22 protein-coding genes and 2 pseudogenes are annotated in these 16,261 nt (G+C 34.6%); 11 read left to right on the forward strand and 13 right to left on the reverse strand.

Annotation, left to right across the window (positions count from 1 at the left end; genetic code table 11):
- The 13 genes and pseudogenes from KQI85_RS14320 to KQI85_RS14370 all read right to left on the reverse strand — a co-directional run.
- Window positions 1-291, reverse strand: a pseudogene (locus KQI85_RS14320) (integrase); the annotation flags it as partial.
- Window positions 292-419: 128 nt separating this feature from the next.
- Window positions 420-1,184 carry a class I SAM-dependent methyltransferase gene (locus tag KQI85_RS14325; protein WP_216576751.1) on the reverse strand — a complete coding sequence of 255 codons (765 nt, stop codon included), beginning with the start codon at window positions 1,182-1,184 and terminating at the stop codon, window positions 420-422.
- Window positions 1,185-1,238: 54 nt separating this feature from the next.
- The gene (locus tag KQI85_RS14330) at window positions 1,239-2,147 is read right to left on the reverse strand and encodes a radical SAM mobile pair protein B (RefSeq protein WP_216576752.1); all 909 of its coding nucleotides are present in this window, start codon (window positions 2,145-2,147) and stop codon (window positions 1,239-1,241) included.
- Window positions 2,135-2,824: a radical SAM mobile pair protein A gene (locus tag KQI85_RS14335; RefSeq protein ID WP_216576753.1), complete on the reverse strand. Its 690-nt coding sequence runs from the start codon at window positions 2,822-2,824 to the stop codon at window positions 2,135-2,137. Before KQI85_RS14335 ends, KQI85_RS14330 begins: the two co-directional genes overlap by 13 nt.
- Window positions 2,821-3,258: a radical SAM mobile pair system MarR family transcriptional regulator gene (locus KQI85_RS14340; protein WP_004853467.1), complete on the reverse strand. Its 438-nt coding sequence runs from the start codon at window positions 3,256-3,258 to the stop codon at window positions 2,821-2,823. The genes KQI85_RS14335 and KQI85_RS14340 overlap by 4 nt, the downstream gene beginning before the upstream one ends.
- A gap of 119 nt (window positions 3,259-3,377) precedes the next feature.
- Window positions 3,378-3,695, reverse strand: coding sequence for a hypothetical protein (locus KQI85_RS14345; RefSeq protein WP_055215068.1), 318 nt, complete (start codon window positions 3,693-3,695; stop codon window positions 3,378-3,380).
- A gap of 117 nt (window positions 3,696-3,812) precedes the next feature.
- Window positions 3,813-4,445, reverse strand: coding sequence for a GyrI-like domain-containing protein (locus KQI85_RS14350; protein WP_216576754.1), 633 nt, complete (start codon window positions 4,443-4,445; stop codon window positions 3,813-3,815).
- 51 nt (window positions 4,446-4,496) lie between these two features.
- Window positions 4,497-4,682 (reverse strand): hypothetical protein, encoded by a 186-nt coding sequence (locus tag KQI85_RS16680; RefSeq protein WP_253293913.1) that lies wholly within the window; start codon window positions 4,680-4,682, stop codon window positions 4,497-4,499.
- A 136-nt stretch (window positions 4,683-4,818) separates the two neighbouring features.
- The gene (locus KQI85_RS16840; protein ID WP_256448230.1) at window positions 4,819-4,950 is read right to left on the reverse strand and encodes a hypothetical protein; all 132 of its coding nucleotides are present in this window, start codon (window positions 4,948-4,950) and stop codon (window positions 4,819-4,821) included.
- A pseudogene (locus KQI85_RS16685) lies at window positions 4,940-5,074 on the reverse strand (toxin-antitoxin system protein); the annotation flags it as partial. The gene KQI85_RS16840 and the pseudogene KQI85_RS16685, both read right to left, overlap by 11 nt.
- A gap of 78 nt (window positions 5,075-5,152) precedes the next feature.
- Window positions 5,153-5,404, reverse strand: a complete 252-nt coding sequence (locus KQI85_RS14360) for a TIGR04076 family protein (protein WP_216576755.1) — start codon at window positions 5,402-5,404, stop codon at window positions 5,153-5,155.
- Between the two features lie 26 nt (window positions 5,405-5,430).
- Complete coding sequence (locus KQI85_RS14365) at window positions 5,431-5,895, reverse strand: GNAT family N-acetyltransferase (protein ID WP_216576756.1); 465 nt, start codon at window positions 5,893-5,895, stop codon at window positions 5,431-5,433.
- Window positions 5,896-5,966: 71 nt separating this feature from the next.
- A complete protein-coding gene (locus KQI85_RS14370; RefSeq protein WP_216576757.1) occupies window positions 5,967-6,419 on the reverse strand; it encodes a hypothetical protein in 453 nt (150 codons plus the stop codon).
- Between the two features lie 768 nt (window positions 6,420-7,187).
- Between KQI85_RS14370 and KQI85_RS14375 the strand changes: the two genes are divergently transcribed.
- The 11 genes from KQI85_RS14375 to KQI85_RS14425 all read left to right on the forward strand — a co-directional run bounded on the left by KQI85_RS14375 (window position 7,188) and on the right by KQI85_RS14425 (window position 16,170).
- Complete coding sequence (locus KQI85_RS14375; protein WP_253293914.1) at window positions 7,188-7,595, forward strand: hypothetical protein; 408 nt, start codon at window positions 7,188-7,190, stop codon at window positions 7,593-7,595.
- 12 nt (window positions 7,596-7,607) lie between these two features.
- The gene (locus KQI85_RS14380) at window positions 7,608-8,453 is read left to right on the forward strand and encodes a carbon-nitrogen hydrolase family protein (protein WP_216576758.1); all 846 of its coding nucleotides are present in this window, start codon (window positions 7,608-7,610) and stop codon (window positions 8,451-8,453) included.
- A gap of 198 nt (window positions 8,454-8,651) precedes the next feature.
- Window positions 8,652-9,593 (forward strand): GNAT family N-acetyltransferase, encoded by a 942-nt coding sequence (locus KQI85_RS14385; RefSeq protein ID WP_216576759.1) that lies wholly within the window; start codon window positions 8,652-8,654, stop codon window positions 9,591-9,593.
- A 406-nt stretch (window positions 9,594-9,999) separates the two neighbouring features.
- Window positions 10,000-10,899, forward strand: coding sequence for an NAD-dependent epimerase/dehydratase family protein (locus KQI85_RS14390; protein ID WP_216576760.1), 900 nt, complete (start codon window positions 10,000-10,002; stop codon window positions 10,897-10,899).
- 223 nt (window positions 10,900-11,122) lie between these two features.
- Window positions 11,123-11,743 (forward strand): non-canonical purine NTP pyrophosphatase, encoded by a 621-nt coding sequence (locus KQI85_RS14395; protein ID WP_216576761.1) that lies wholly within the window; start codon window positions 11,123-11,125, stop codon window positions 11,741-11,743.
- A 21-nt stretch (window positions 11,744-11,764) separates the two neighbouring features.
- Entirely contained in the window at window positions 11,765-12,076 is a 312-nt protein-coding gene (locus KQI85_RS14400; RefSeq protein ID WP_371820670.1) for an HAD family hydrolase, read from the forward strand.
- A gap of 26 nt (window positions 12,077-12,102) precedes the next feature.
- On the forward strand, window positions 12,103-12,786 hold the full coding sequence (locus KQI85_RS14405; protein ID WP_216576763.1) for a response regulator transcription factor: 684 nt from the start codon (window positions 12,103-12,105) through the stop codon (window positions 12,784-12,786).
- Between the two features lie 87 nt (window positions 12,787-12,873).
- Window positions 12,874-13,791 (forward strand): ABC transporter ATP-binding protein, encoded by a 918-nt coding sequence (locus tag KQI85_RS14410; RefSeq protein ID WP_371820667.1) that lies wholly within the window; start codon window positions 12,874-12,876, stop codon window positions 13,789-13,791.
- Window positions 13,784-14,629, forward strand: coding sequence for an ABC transporter permease (locus KQI85_RS14415; protein WP_216576765.1), 846 nt, complete (start codon window positions 13,784-13,786; stop codon window positions 14,627-14,629). Before KQI85_RS14410 ends, KQI85_RS14415 begins: the two co-directional genes overlap by 8 nt.
- 3 nt (window positions 14,630-14,632) lie before the next feature.
- Window positions 14,633-15,580 (forward strand): sensor histidine kinase KdpD, encoded by a 948-nt coding sequence (locus KQI85_RS14420; RefSeq protein ID WP_216576766.1) that lies wholly within the window; start codon window positions 14,633-14,635, stop codon window positions 15,578-15,580.
- A gap of 107 nt (window positions 15,581-15,687) precedes the next feature.
- Window positions 15,688-16,170: a GNAT family N-acetyltransferase gene (locus KQI85_RS14425; protein WP_216576767.1), complete on the forward strand. Its 483-nt coding sequence runs from the start codon at window positions 15,688-15,690 to the stop codon at window positions 16,168-16,170.
- The last annotated feature ends 91 nt before the right edge of the window (window positions 16,171-16,261 follow it).

A 16,261-nucleotide genomic window follows, 5' to 3' on the forward strand; every position in this document is an offset into this window, starting at 1 on the left:
TACCTTTCCACAATTATTTATCGTTTGATACTCTACAAGATATTTTCGTAGCATCTCGGTCGTTATCTTTATGACCGGAATATTTATTGTATCCAACATCTTTTCAATATTACACCTATAATAGCGTATTGTTTTGTCAGAACACCCTTCTAAATGCTTTGTAGTTAAAAACATATCTCGAAAGTCCATGTTCGTTGTCTGCAAATAATAAGATACAGTATTTTCAGATAACCGTTTTACCAACACCTCTTGTAGTTTCTGCATCTGCGATGCATTTAATACTTCTGCCATGTCATTGATGATGTCATAAATTTATCTACCCATAAGAGCACACTCCTTTTTGAAGGAGTATATCGTAGAAAAATCAGCACATCAACAGAGCGTATTACTGAAAGTTTCTTTTTCTTGATAAATGGGGATTAGTTTTCCTTTTTTCCAATCAGCAATAACCACCTATGGTCAAAGCATATTTGTCCCTCCTTGATATAGGGATTAAAACCTGTTTTATCTCCACCATTCAAATCGTATTCCATTTTATCAATAATATCTTTTTGAATATCCTCTGGTGTACTTGTCAAATCCATCCAACTTTGTAGATTTACAGGAACAAGTGTTGTTTCTTCAAGCTGAAGCTCAAAAGCATCCTCAAACAATGCTTCAAATTCTTCTCTGCTAAGTATTCTTGTATGTGAGTTATCACGCATCGTTTCAATAGCGTCATTAGTTTCACGCAATTCTTCTGTAGTCGCTACCATATCCCAAATAACAAGTTTTCCACCTTTTTTCAAAACTCGTTGCATCTCCCGAAAAGGCTTTTCAGGCTCAACAAAATGGTGCAATGAAAGTCTTGTAATCACAAGGTCAAATGTTTCATCTTCAAAAGGTAAGCATTCCGCATTCCCCGATACAAATGATATGTTCTGAATACCTTCTTGCTTTGCCAGTTTTTTTCCCTGCTCCAACATTGCTTCTGTCAAATCCAAACAAGTAATGTCCTTAACATAAGGAGCCACTGCTCTTCCACATATACAGGTTCCAGCAGCAACCTCCAATGCATGTTCATTGCCCTTTGCCTGAATACTACGAATCAAATAATTGGTATATTCTGCCTTAGACATATGATATGAAGCAAATTTCTCTGCTTGTGTACCAAATGATTTTTTCACTTCATTATAGTTATTCATAAACTTTTACCTCGCTGTAAACTTCAAATTTTCATGTGTTCGACAAACAGGAATTTAGCGATTCCTTTTTCCGGTATTCTCTGTCCCACGGATTTCCTCATGATAGAAATAATCTACGATCACCGGATGCCCCTGCGGGACTCTGCCATAAGGCATTTCATTATCCACAAAGGCACAATCATACTTCTTAGCCATTTTCTCAGCTTTTACTTCAAGTGCTTCAAAGTAGCTGCGATTATGCTTGTTATAGATCTCGTCGTAAAGTGGTACAAGATCAGGATATTTTCCGGCGATATAATCCATAATTGTCTTTTTGAAACCGCCTCGAAGATTGAGATTTTCGAGCCAGAACAGATCGCACTGATCCTTTACGCGCTCAAAGATTGCTTCAAAATCCGTGATACCGGGGAATACCGGGGATACGAAACAGACTGTACGGATACCTGCTTCATATACCTGCTTCATAGCAGAGATACGGCGCTCAATGCTCGAAGCAGAGTCCATATCGTTCTTGAAATTTTCATCTAGTGTGTTGATTGACCATGAAACGGTTACACGTCCAAGCTTCTTCAGTAAATCAATATCTCGTACCACAAGATCCGACTTTGTGCAGATCAGAATATCTGCGTCACTGCCGATCAGCTGCTCCAGAAGTTTTCTGGTATTCCCGAATTGCTCCTCCTGTGGATTGTAGCCATCTGTCACAGAACCGATGACCACCCGCTGTCCGGCATATTTCTTCGGATTTTTAATTTTCGGCCAATGCTTCACATCAAGGAAAGTGCCCCATTCCTCCTTGTGCCCGGTAAAGCGCTTCATAAAAGAAGCATAGCAATACTTGCAGGCATGTGTACAGCCCACATAGGGATTGACCGAGTAACCGCCTACCGGCAGACTAGACTTAGTCATGATGTTCTTTGTTTCCACCTCACGAATGAGGATTCCATTCATTACTTCTTCCATGATTTCTGTACCTCTAACACTTTATTAAATTCTTCCGGCATTTCCTGAGTCATATTTTCATCCCCTATGATAGGGACAAGGTCTTCCTTCATAAACACCGGAATGCCGAGCTTATGTGCCTGATCCGTCAGAGACCATGCCCATTCCGTCTCCGTATGAATCTTCCTGCTCTGAGCTCCGGTCATGGTGCCGACAACGATCCAATTGATTCCGGAAAGGTCAACTATGCCGGGATCGTCGAATAACGGCTCAAAGGTAACATGGTAATGTTTTGCTCTGACGTTTTTCCGAAGGGCGTCGATACGCCACAGTTCTGCTTTCCTCGTCACCGTAACGCCAAACCATGCGTTTTCCAGATCGGTATCAAAATCTAGCAAATCAGGTCGCTTGGTAAGGAACAGGAACTGATGCTGTGGATTTTCACGGATCTTTGCAAATACCTCGTCTCTCCATTCCGGCTTCCATCCAGAGAGATCGCTCATGCCGGTAAGAAGAAAGTTCTGCGGACGTTTCTTTTCCATCATCTTGAGCTTACCCGGAAAGAATTCAGGGGCAGCGAAGTCATCAATCATATGCCAGCGTTTCACGTTATTGTGGGCATAGCAATATGTACACCCCACTGTGCAGCCAATGACGATATTCATGTTCTGAATCAGATCTTTGATACAAATACTCATGACTTCTGCCACTCCTCAAGATTCTTTCTGATGCGGTCGAGGCATTCCTCAAACCGGGTAATTTCTTCCTCTGAAAAACCTTTGTAGTAAATACTGCCCATCTCATCAGATACAGAATCGTACTCGCCCTTTAAGGCATGTGCTTTCTCAGTCAGAAACAGGAGTGTTTTCCTTTTGTCCGTTTCAGACTGAACACGGCTTATCAGCCCTTGATTTTCCATTCTTTCCAGCATCGTAGTAAGAGATGTTATCGCTAATCCGCATTTAGTCGAGAGTGACCTGATTGAGATACCATCCTCCTGCCACAGCACATAAAGAATACGCCCCTGGGCTCCATTAAACGCATCAATATTCTTTTCACTGAGAATCTTCTCGAAAATCCGGTCTCCAAGCTGTTTTATTTTGGTGACAAGAAATCCTCCATTCATTTCCATACAAAAGCTCCTATATAGTAGTTTATTAAAAACATACTATATAGGAGCTTTATTGTCAAGAGTTTATATGTCTTAATAGGTAAATTCCGTTTTTTTCAATTCTCCAAACTTGAAGTTATTTACTTCTCTTCATACTTTTTAACGATAACTAAACTATAAGCAGCCATAATTACAATTGTTTCCACCATCACACCAATAACCGACAACAGAACGTATGGTGTATTTTGACCTTCTAACAGCGGAATTCCTAATATAACAAAAATGATTCCATAGATTATAAACAATAGTCCGCTCGCACGATTGTAACCTTTCACATCTTTTACTTTTATTGTTTCGGTATTAGCCCAGAATCCAACGGGATTCTTAGAAAACATATCTTTTATTCCTAATCCAATTATAAACACTCCAAAAAGTGACCATATAACAAACCCAATCATATTGTTTCTCCTTACAAACCGCATTAAAACCATAATGAGACACATTCTTGTATTTCCCAAAATCGAGATTTACTAATCCTACAAATTTCGATTTTCTTAATTCTACAAGCTTGAATTTTACGCTTTCTTAATTGGATGTCTAATTACAGTTTTCCATTTTTCTGGGGCAACCTTTCTTGCATCAGACATATAAATCTCGTGGTGCAACCTATCTTTGTTAATATCATTAACATATCCATTTTGTTCTAAATAAGTATCCATAAGAGCAACAGTTGCTGGCTCATTATCAAAAGAACCTATATGCATAATTTGAACGCATAATCCCTCATCAATCCTAAGATACTCTGCTGACGAACAATCAAGTTTCTTCTTTTTCGTTGCTGTTTCTACCGCCCAGTCAAAATCAGCTTTAGAAATGAAATCAGGCAAACGGATAACAGAAATCCAGCTGAAAGCAGACTTATTTGTATAATCTACACTCTCGACATCATCCTGCCACCAAAAATCTTCCAATGGCGGAACAACATATTCAAAAAATCCTTCAATTTTATAATCAGTCTTGTAACTCATTTTTAATGTGTATGCAACAGCATATAGAACACTGATTGCTTGTTGATATGCTCCGCCTTCTTCATTTGGATTGCCTTTTCCTCTAACTGCAATATAATTTGCCTTAGGTACATTTACAATCTCTGGTTTGTTCTTCGGCATATAGAATTCTTTATACTCTTTTTTAAAATCAAAAGCCATAATAACCTCCCAAATTCCGATTTTCTCAATTCTCCAAACTTGAATTTATCGCTAATCTTGAACTTTATGATAAATACTTCCATCCCATGCTGAATAAACTGCAATATACTCATAATCTGGATATTCTTCTATCATATACAATTTTTTACCCATATCAGTTTTACATATCACAATATTTGATATGGTATAATCTACATTTTCAAGCGAACATCCTTCATACTTTGCACCATTTAGCACTATATAGTCTGCATACTCTTTTGCTGAATTTTTATATGAGAGGTTATGAGTGAAAAAATAAAACACACAGAATATGATGCAAATAGATAGCAATATAATCAAAATAACTTTTAATATATTTTTCGTATGTGTACTATTAAACATTTGCATTTTCTTCTCCTTCAAATTCCGATTTGATAGTCTCTTGAACAAGGCTACCATATGGGTTATTCTGCCACATATTCATCCTTAATTCATCTAAAATTTTCACGATTGATTTACCAAACATCTAAACAATCTTCAGCATCCACCCATGCCTGCATCTCACATGTCAAAGCCAACCGAGCATATTCTATAGGGTTGTCAATGGCAAGAGCGTTCAAAGCACACTGCGAATTGGGTGTGGTTCTCAATGAATTTGTTCCTCAAAAAATACGATAGAAAGGGGCTTTTCAGCACATCATCTCCAAGTGTAACAAACTTCCGCGGACCTATTCTTCGATAACTTCCCCATGAATAGTTACTCTGCCTTCATCTGGACATTTTACATCAAACATCTTAGCACGTGTATCTCCATAATCTAACTCTGCTCCGTTTTGTAAAGCATAAACAAGTGGATAAATATTATTCCATAATTCATGACATATTGGCGGACATATATCTTCAACTACAAACTCTTGCCCTTTTTTAAAATAGCCACATCTACATTTGCTATCCGTAATCGTAATTTTTACCTTTATCATATATTATCTCCCCAAATTCTAGTATGTTAGTTTGGCAACTCCATTTCATCATTCATTTTTACAAAACCATATTTTTCATATAGAGGTTTTCCAATATCTGTTGCTTCAAGTGAAATGGCGGTTATCCCTTTTGCTTTTGCGTCTTCAACTAATAAATCCAATGTTTTTAAAGCAATTCCTTTTCTTCGATATTCTGGATTAGTATACATATTCATAATATACGCTTTTCTTCCTGTTGGATTATGGTATGTTGGCATTACTTGAAAATAACTAATCCCACCAGTCCCAATAATCTTTTCTTCGTCATAGACCAAATACGCAACATGGGTATCATTATTCAAAGCAGAAATATAATATTCTTCTGATTGTCTTCTCACTTCACTCATATCAACGTTATCTTTTAAGCGGTTGGCCACTCTTAATACTTCTATTCTTGTTTCTGTTAATACCTCCAAATCGTTTATTGTGGCTTTTCTATATTCAATCCCCATAGCTTTAAAACTCCAAAAGTAAATTTATTCTTATTTATTATATCACACATTCTAACATGAGCAATCAAATTTTATTCTGTCTTTTTAATCGTGATGTAAGTCGTTTCAATTCCACACTCTTCATCTTTTACCTTTTTAATCTTCACAAGGTCTTTATTCTTGGAAAGAAGCAACTCCATAAATTTTAAATCTTCTTCAAATAGCGTTTCACTTTGTGGCTTGGCTAGGTTCTTGCTGTACAAATAGCGGTGCTGTCCTTTTGACATGGTAATTAGTTCTTTGGTTATGTACTTTGTAATGTAGTTGCTCACTTTTTCGGTGCTTTCTATTTTGGTGGCAGTAGTAAAACCATATTTGAAACTACGCTTATTGATGTTATATATTTCTTTCCCATTTTTAACAATGCCACTATTTTCAAATTTTAATTTATCACAATTTACACCAATACCATGAAAGTGCCAGCGTTTGCTTTTGTGTAACTCTGGAACAAATAGATATTTAAAATCTGGGTTTTGGTCTTTCACATTTTTTAGAAACTGATAAACACGATTATAACATTATTACAGTCGATTCGTAAAAGCATATTATCAAAAGCGGTTATATCTATACTGTTGCAGTGTTGGTTATATGTTGCATATATAAGTTTCATAGCATTTTTGTCCTTTCATCGTTTTTACAGATAAGCCGGTTGTATTGATAAATTGTTGTGTGTCCTGGAATTATCCTTTAGAATGTGAAACACATGCATCGCTTCTGGTGGAGCTTGGATTTCAGCCATTGGCAATAGTAGCGCGGCTGAGACATGAAAAGATAGAAACGACGTTAAATACTTATTCACATTTATACCCAAATAAGCAGGCAGAACTGGCAGACAGGCTACACAGTATTTTGGTAAGAAGCTGGAGAAAGAAGCAAAGTATCAATGGGAACTTAGTGAGTATCTGAACAGAGATATCTGCCAGCCAGAGGGATTTGATGCGTATGGATATCCTAGTGAACTTTTTAAATTAGACATGGAACGATTAGGGATTGCTGCTAAGAGAAAGCCAGCAAAGGTAATTGATTTTGCTCAGTACATAGAAAACAATCGTGGTACTAACGATTAGTACCACGAAACTTTTTCTTGCAGAAATATTGGCTGGAGATTATAATTTTCATAGGTGGACAAGCAAACCAACAGAATATTATTCTGTGAATAGTAAACAAACCTGCAAGCCACCAGAACTACACACAATAATGACAATATAGCAATGGTACTGGATTGGTACTAAAAATGTGTGAAATGAAAAATAATGAGTGGAAAAGATACAAGTTATCAATACAAGGATGTTTTTGGAAAGTTATTTTTCGCGGAGATACATACGTTTGAAAAAGATTTACATAGTGAGATAGAGAAAATAGCAATTATGAATGAACTGCCGCTTAATTGGACATATCCGGAAATTCAACCAAGACTGCTAGAAGAAGCGAGACAAAGAGGATTTTTACCTAAGAAGGATGACATAAAATGGTTATTTTTTGATGTTGGTTCGACGCTGGTTGATGAAAGTAGAGTTTATGAAGATAGGATGAAAAAAATAGCTGAATTATCTAGTCTAACTTCGCAACAAATTTATGAACATGCGATATCATTATACAGGAGAAATAAAAAAGGTGATATTGAAGTTAATAACTTATCTGACATTTTGAATTATCTATAGGAGGGAAAGTGAATGTTCAAGGTTGCCATACTACAAAAGCGTGCCATTAATGCACAAATAGATAAAAATATTGAAACTATCATTATGACAATGAAAGAGGCTTCGGAAAACCACGCAGATATTCTATTGCTACCGGAATGTTTTATTACAGGATATGATTTGCCTATGTCATATGAAAAAAGTATTGCAGATGATGATATAAGAATTGCTAAAATATGTGAAAATGCTAAAAAATATAAAATAGGTGTGGTACTTACTGCTTTTACAAAAGGCAATAATAAGCAACCACAGAACTCAGCCTTTGTTATTAATAAATCGGGCAATATATTAATGAAATATTCTAAGGTACATACATGTGATTTTGCAGATGAAAGAAATATTGAGTCAGGGAAAGAGTTTAAGGTGTGCGATTTTGAAGGAATACAATTAGGCATTATGATTTGCTATGACAGAGAGTACCCGGAAAGTGCAAGAATATTGATGCTAAAAGGTGCAGAAGTTATTCTTGTACCCAATGATTGTGGTTCTATGCAACCAAGAATCAGAGCACTTTCTACAAGAGCATATGAAAATATGGTTGCAGTTGCTATGGCAAATCCGAATGGAGATAATGCTGGATGTTCCTGTGCATTTAGTCCAATCTGCTGGGATAGAAATGGAAAATGTGTTGATAACACAGTTTTGCTGGCTGATGATAAAACAGAGGGAATTTTATATGCAGAGTTTGATATGGAAGCTATTAGAGAATATAGGAATCGAGAAATGTTAGGAAACACATTTCGTAAGGTAGAAACATACAATCAGTTGTTAAGTAAAGAAATCAAGAAACCATTTATAAGGGATGGACAGAATATATAAACCAATAGACGACTATTGTATGAAAAATATGTAAATTGTAGCTTAATAAGGTTGTCAGAGAGGTTGATATTTTTAGTATTATAACTTCTTTTACAATAGTAAATAAAAGAAAAAGGCGTGGCTTTTTATGAAGAAAATTAGTCGTGTATGGAGGCCCACGAAATTTGACCCTCCAATAAAAAATCGGAGAATAAAAAAATGGTTAGCTTAATTGAATTAAATGAAGAAAACTGGATGGACTTTGCCAGACTATCCGTTGATGAAAATCAAAAACACTATCTGGCAAGCAATATCGGTATCTTGGCAAGAGGATATGTTTATCGCAATTCCCATGCAAATGTGATTGGAATTGTTGCAGATGGAATCCCTGTAGGGCTTGCTATGGTAAGGGATATGGATGATGAACCGGCATGCTATGAATTGCAGCAGTTTATGATTGATAAGAATTACCAAGGCAAAGGATATGGATTAGAAGCACTTAAACTTATTCTTGATAGCCTTAAGATGGAACAGAAATATGATTGTGTGGAAGTCTGTGTAAAAATGGAAGATGCACAAGCAATACATGTATATGAAAAAGCTGGATTTGTTGATACAGGCTACATTGATGACGATGTTCCCGACAGCTATAATTTAGTATATCGCTTTGAAGGTGATAATGATAAGCTTGGTGATGCAGGAATAAGAATTATTAACGTAGAGGAACCAACAGAGAAGCAGATGATTTCAAGAACAATACTTGAAGCACTTCCTGATTGGTTTGGAATTTCAGAAGCTAGAGAAGAGTATATAAAAGAAAGTGCTGATCAACCATTCTTTGCAGCGTATGATTTGGAAAAAACGATAGGTTTTCTTTGCCTTAAAAAAACAGGTAAAGAAACTGTTGAACTCTGCGTTATGGGAGTATTGAAAGATTATCACAGAAAAGGGATTGGACGAAAACTGTTTGAACATGCAAGAGAAAAGGCCAAGCAAGCGGGATATTCGTTTATTCAGGTTAAGACTGTACAAATGGGACGTTACGCAGAATATGATGCTACTAATCGTTTTTATCAGTCGCTTGGATTCAAAGAATTTGAGGTATTTCCGACGTTGTGGGATGAATGGAATCCATGCCAAATATATGTAATGACTCTTTGAACACATTAGCTGATACAGTTCAAAATGATGATTTCAGACAGTATTCGCAATCATCCCAAGGCAATCACATTTATCCTCAAAAGGTAAAAATCTTTAGCCTGGGGAATGAATAAAATAACGAGAAAACAAAGACCTTATAAATTCCTGTTTTTCTTTAATGACAAAAACGCAATTGTTACCGTTGCGCCCGTTTTTGCAAGCGTTGCGTGACATAAAGAGAAATCTATTTTATTATTTTAGTATCAAAAATAAAATAGATTAAGTGTCTATTTAGTAAAGTGATATGTTGGCTGCTTGATTTTTCTGTTAGATTTCATTAGAAGATTTAAAGAACTAGTCGATGATAGAAAATATTAAGGTGGAATTTGATAGAATATCAGATGGTTTTGGTATGAAGGAGACTTTTATGAAAAAGATATTAGTAACAGGTGGAACAACTTTTGTAAGTAAATATGTGGCAGAATATTTTGTAAATGCAGATTATGAAGTCTTTGTACTTAATAGAAATTCTAAGCCACAAGTTCAGGGAGTAAAACTCATTGAAGGCGATAGACATAATTTGAATGGAGTATTGAAGGACACATTCTTTGATGCTGTGGCGGATATAACAGCTTATAATGATAAAGATATAATTGATTTTGTTAAAGAATTAGGTTCTTTTGATAAGTATATTATGATTAGTTCAAGTGCTGTTTATTCGGAATATGGTTTCCAGCCATTTCTGGAAGAATCAGAAAAATCAGAAAATAAGTTTTGGGGTGTATATGGAACTAATAAAATAGCGGCTGAGAAGGCATTACTTGAAAGAGTGAAAGATGCGTATATATTAAGGCCACCTTATCTATACGGGCCAATGAATAATGTGTATAGAGAGGCATTTGTATTTGATTGCGCATTGGCGTACAGAAAATTTTATTTACCTCAAGATGGCAGTATGAAATTACAATTCTTTCATGTGAAAGATTTATGCAGACTGATGGAGACAATAATTAAAGAAAATCCAAAAGAACATATTTTAAATGTTGGTAATGCTGAAGCAGTTTCTATTAAAGATTGGGTAACAAAATGCTATGAAAGCTTAGGAAAAATACCAGAATTTGTAAATGTTTACGAGGAGGTTGAACAGAGAAATTATTTTAGCTTTTACAACTATGAGTATTATCTGGATGTGTCACGTCAAAACAAAATATACCCAGAGACCATATCATTAGAAGATGGATTGAGAGATAGTCTTAAATGGTATTTGGAACATAGCACAGAAGTTAATAAGAAACCTTATATTGAATATATAAATGAAAATTTGTAGGATTTATTGTATTAGTGCAGATTACTTTAATTATATTTAACACAATTTTTGCAAGTGCATAGATTGCCATACATAGAACGAATGTACTTTTTAAAAATATGAAACAGTTAAAGCAATCTATTTTGCCTTTATTTATGGAAAAAGTAATGTATAATAGAATAATATGTAAGAAAAATTTCCCATTTATAAGAAATGGTTATAATAGATAGGAGAGGTTCACAAAATGAAATTACTATTCGGGACTGGAAATCCGGCTAAATTATCTGCAATGCAAAGCAGACTTAGACAATTAAACATAGAATTAATAGGATTAGATGATTTAAGAATAGATGGCAAAGTTATTCCAAAGGTAGCAGAGACTGGTAAGTCTCCACTTGAAAATGCAAGATTAAAAGCAATAGCATATTATAAAGCTTTTCATATTCCAGTATTTTCGTGCGATTCAGGATTGTACTTTGATAATGTTCCAGATGAGATTCAGCCTGGTGTACATGTTCGTAATGTAAATGGAAAGTGTCTGTCAGATGATGAGATGATAGATTATTATACAGGCCTAGCAAAGAATTACGGAAATCTGGTGGCTAGATATAGAAATGCAATTTGTTTTGTGGCGGATGATGAACACATATATGAAGCAATGTCACCGTCTATGGAAAGTGAAAAATTTATTATAACAGATAAGCCACATAGCACAGTTAGAAAAAAAGGTTTTCCATTAGATAGTATATCTTTAGATATAAAAACTAATATGTATTATTATGATTTACCGGAAGAAAAGCTAGAACAGGTGGCAGTTGAAGATGGATTTTTGGAATTTTTTAGAAATATTTTAAAACTGGATTGATATTTAAGGTGGACTTAGACAATTAGAAGCGAGGTATATTATGAATATTTTAAAGGAATTATTTGTGGAGATATGGTTGAGAATTCAAAACCTGATCCAGAAATTTATTTAAAAGCTTGTGCATTATTAGAAGCAAATCCATCAGAATGTCAGGCTTTGGAAGATTCAAAGAATGGTTTACTAGCTGCACATAGAGCAGGATGCAGACCGATAATGGTTCCGGATTTGTGGCAGCCGGATGAAGATATACTAAAAATTATTGATGGAAAATATGAAGATTTAGATGAAGTAAAAGCCGCTTTTGAAAGTAAAATATTTACAGATATAAATTAATATGAAAATATCAGGGGAGAATAACAATGGCTAGAATATTAATAGTAGAAGACGATACCAATATAAATAATATGCTTTGCGAAGCTCTAAATAGTGCAGGTTATACTTGTGGACAGGCATATTCAGGAACTGAAGCAAAGCTGCTTTTTAATATGAAAGAGCAGAAATATTCATTAGTATTACTAGATCTTATGTTACCGGGAATTACAGGCGAGGAAGTTCTTGCAGATATACGAAGTAAGAGTGAGATTCCGGTTATAGTATTGACAGCCAAAGACAGTCTTGATGATAAGATAGGAATACTGACAAGTGGAGCTGATGATTATATAACAAAACCATTTGAGATAAGAGAAGTCATAGCAAGAATACAGGTACAGCTTCGCCACTCACAGGATAATAAGATGGAAGATAATATGCTTTCATATCGTGATATAACTCTTGATAAGAATGTATTTGAAGTTAGAATAGGTGGAGTGGTTTTGCCTAAGATAACTAAGCAGGAGTTTGCAATTCTTGAATTACTTATAAGAAATCCTAAGCAGGTATTTAGTAAAGAAGATATATTTGAATATGCCTGGGATGAACCATATATGGGCGAGACGAAGACACTAGATGTGCATATCAGCAATATTCGTAAGAAGATTAAAGCTGTAACCAAGGAAGAATATATAGAGACAGTATGGGGAATAGGTTATCGACTTCATTCATAATCTTTACTCTTTTTTTACTATTTATTTGCGTTTAATTAGGGATATTTATATATGATAGATGCAGATAAGAACAAGGAGGATATAAAATTGAGTGAGATATTATTAGAGACGAGAAATCTATCTAAACATTATGGACATCATAAGGCAGTTGACAATGTTAATATGCATATAAAAAAAGGAGCAATATATGGCTTTATAGGCCGTAATGGAGCTGGTAAGACTACATGCCTTAAGATGATTAGTGGATTGTCAAAGCCTACGTATGGCGAGATAGAGATGTTTGGTTATAGAGGTAAGGACCTTGAAAAAGTAAGAACAAGGATAGGATGTCTTATTGAAGCACCGGGGCTTTATGGTAACATGACAGCGTATGAGAATCTTAATATAAAATGTAAACTTTTAGGAATTAAGCAAAAAGGATACATTGAAGATATTTTAGACATTATAGGGCTTAATAATGTAGAAAAAAAGAAAACAAAGCATTTTTCACTGGGAATGAAACAACGACTTGGGATAGGGCTTGCACTTATAGGAGAACCGGATTTGTTAATTCTTGATGAACCTATTAATGGACTTGATCCACAAGGAATTGCTGAGATTCGTGATACAATACAGAGACTTCAAAAAGAGAAAAATATGACAATATGTATAGCAAGTCATATTCTTGAAGAGTTATCAAAGATTGCTACTGATTATGGGATTATTCATAATGGAAGTCTGTTGCAGGAGCTTACAAGAGATGAGCTTATGAGAAGATGCAGCGAGAGAATGGAGATCACGCTTGAACATCCAAGACAGGCAGTACCTATACTTGATTCTATGGGATTTGTGAATTATCAGGTCGTTGATAAAGAGCATATACATGTCTTTGAGAGACTTAATGAGAGTGCACAACTTAATATGGAATTAGCAAAAGCCGGAATTATGATAAAAGGAATATCTATTATAAGTGAAGAACTTGAGAGCTATTTTCTTAATTTGACAGGAGGTGCAAAACATGATTAATATGATAAAGATGGATTTGTACAGATTATTTAGAACTAAGAGTATGTATGTAATATGGCTGATACTTGCAGCATTAATAGTGTTTACAACCTTTTTTTGTAAAAGCGATTATGAATATATGCTCAATGAAGATGTTGCAATGAGTGAACAGACAGTCAGTGTAGATACAGAGAATGTCAATATTGGAATGAATGTTGAATTGCCGACTAAGCTGGGCGAAAAAGTTACAGTATTTGATATATTTTTTGCTAATTCACAAGGTAAATTCTATACATTGTTTATGGTAATATTTGCAATTATATTTGCAACAGCAGATATAAGCAGTGGTTATATCAAGAATATAGCCGGACAGGTCAAGTCAAGAAAGATGCTTATTATATCAAAGGCAGTTTCATTGGCTGTATATACTGTGATTACACTTATCGGAGCATTTGTGTTGCAGATAATATCTAATGCAATTGTATTTGGTGAAGTAGCGTTTGGTAATGTAGATGATATTATGCTATATCTGGGTATACAGTTAATACTTCATTATGCAATTGTAGTGATTTGTATGACTATAGCAATTATAATTAGAAATAATGTAATTAGTATGGTTATGTCAATATGTCTTACAATGAATATAATGAGCATTATATATGTTGCTGTAAATAAGATTATTGAGAAAATGGGAATTAAGAATTTTCAGATATATAAGTATACTGTGACAGGAGAATTATCTTTTCTTCCGATGAATCCGACTGTTAAGGAAAGTGTTATGGCAGCTTGCGTAGGTATTGTATTTATCATAATCATGCTTATAGCAGGAAGTACTGTTTTTCAAAAGAGGGATATTTAGTATATGTATATTATAATAGGCGTATTAATAGGAATTATTATTATACAATTTATAATTATATGGCATTTTAAGCGACAGGTGTTAAGCATCTGTCGCCAATTGTCGTTTCTTATGAATCATGACAGCAATATGATTATTAGCCATGAATTTGGTATATGTGGAATTACCAGATTAACAGATACACTCAATAAATTTTTACAATTGCGTAAAGAAGAAAGACAGCATTATAAGAATAAGGAAAGGCTTATTGCTGATACTTATACTAATCTTTCACATGATATCAGAACACCACTTACATCTCTTGATGGGTATTTTCAACTTATGGAAGAGTGTGATGATGTTGATAAGCAGAGACGCTATATGAAGATTATTCAGGAGAGAATTAGCTGCCTTAATGATATGTTAGAAGAACTTTTTACTTTTACCAAATTGAAAAATGAATCATATAATATAGAGCTTATGCCATGTAGTATTAATCGTGTTTTAAAAGAGACTGTTTTTTCTTATTATGATGAATGGGCAAAGATGAATATTATACCGGATATTAGTATCATAGATGAAGAATTATATATACAGGCAAACAGACAGGGACTTCGCCGCATTATTCAAAATGTAATAAAAAATGGTCTTGATCATGGAGATAAGGAGATAAGTATAAATCTAAGACATATTGATAATAATGCAGTACTTAGAATTAGCAATCATATAAGTGATCAGGAGAAGATAGACGTAACGCAGGTATTTGAACGTTTTTATAAAGCTGATATGGCAAGAAGCAGGACATCTACCGGACTTGGACTGTCTATTGCAAGAGAACTTGTATTGCGGATGAGTGGTGATATTAAGGCTGAAGTTCACGAAGATAAGTTTATTATTGAGATTAATTTTCCGATTGTAACAGATATAGTAAAAAAGAGCAGAGAGTTGAAAGAGTATGATGAGAATAATTAATTTGCAGATAATCAAAATGTTGTTTGCAATATAGTAAAGTTTTTGCTATATGTTAGTCAATGCCTAATATATAACACATAATAATAAGAGAAGGAAGTACTTAATATATGATAATAAGAAAAGCTATAGTAGATGATATTTTTGATGTGGCAGCAGTTGAAAGAGAGTGTTTTCCACAGGCAGAAGCTGCAACACAAGAGGAATTCAGGGATAGAATAGAACATTATGGTAATCATTTTTTGCTTATGTATGATGAAGACAGACTTGTAGCATTCATAGATGGAATGGTTACAGATGAGAAAGATCTTACAGATGAGATGTATGCGGATGCTTCGATGCACAATGAAGGTGGCAGATGGCAGATGATATTTGGAGTCAATACATTGCCTGATTATCGTAGGCGTGGATTTGCAGGAGAACTTATAAAAGCATTTATCGATGAAGCAAGGAGTCAGGGAAGACTTGGACTTGTGCTTACATGTAAAGATGAACTTATACACTATTATGCAAAGTTTGGTTTTGTTAATGAAGGAGTATCAGGCTCTGAACATGGTGGTGTTAAGTGGAATCAGATGAGAATTAGATTTTAATATAATTTTTGGAATTTTTGAAAATTTAAAAAATTTAGATTTTAATATTATATTAAGTAGTATAAAGTTACAATAAAACAGCCCGACAGTG

This window comes from Falcatimonas sp. MSJ-15 (genome assembly GCF_018918265.1).
Taxonomy (GTDB): domain Bacteria; phylum Bacillota; class Clostridia; order Lachnospirales; family Lachnospiraceae; genus Falcatimonas.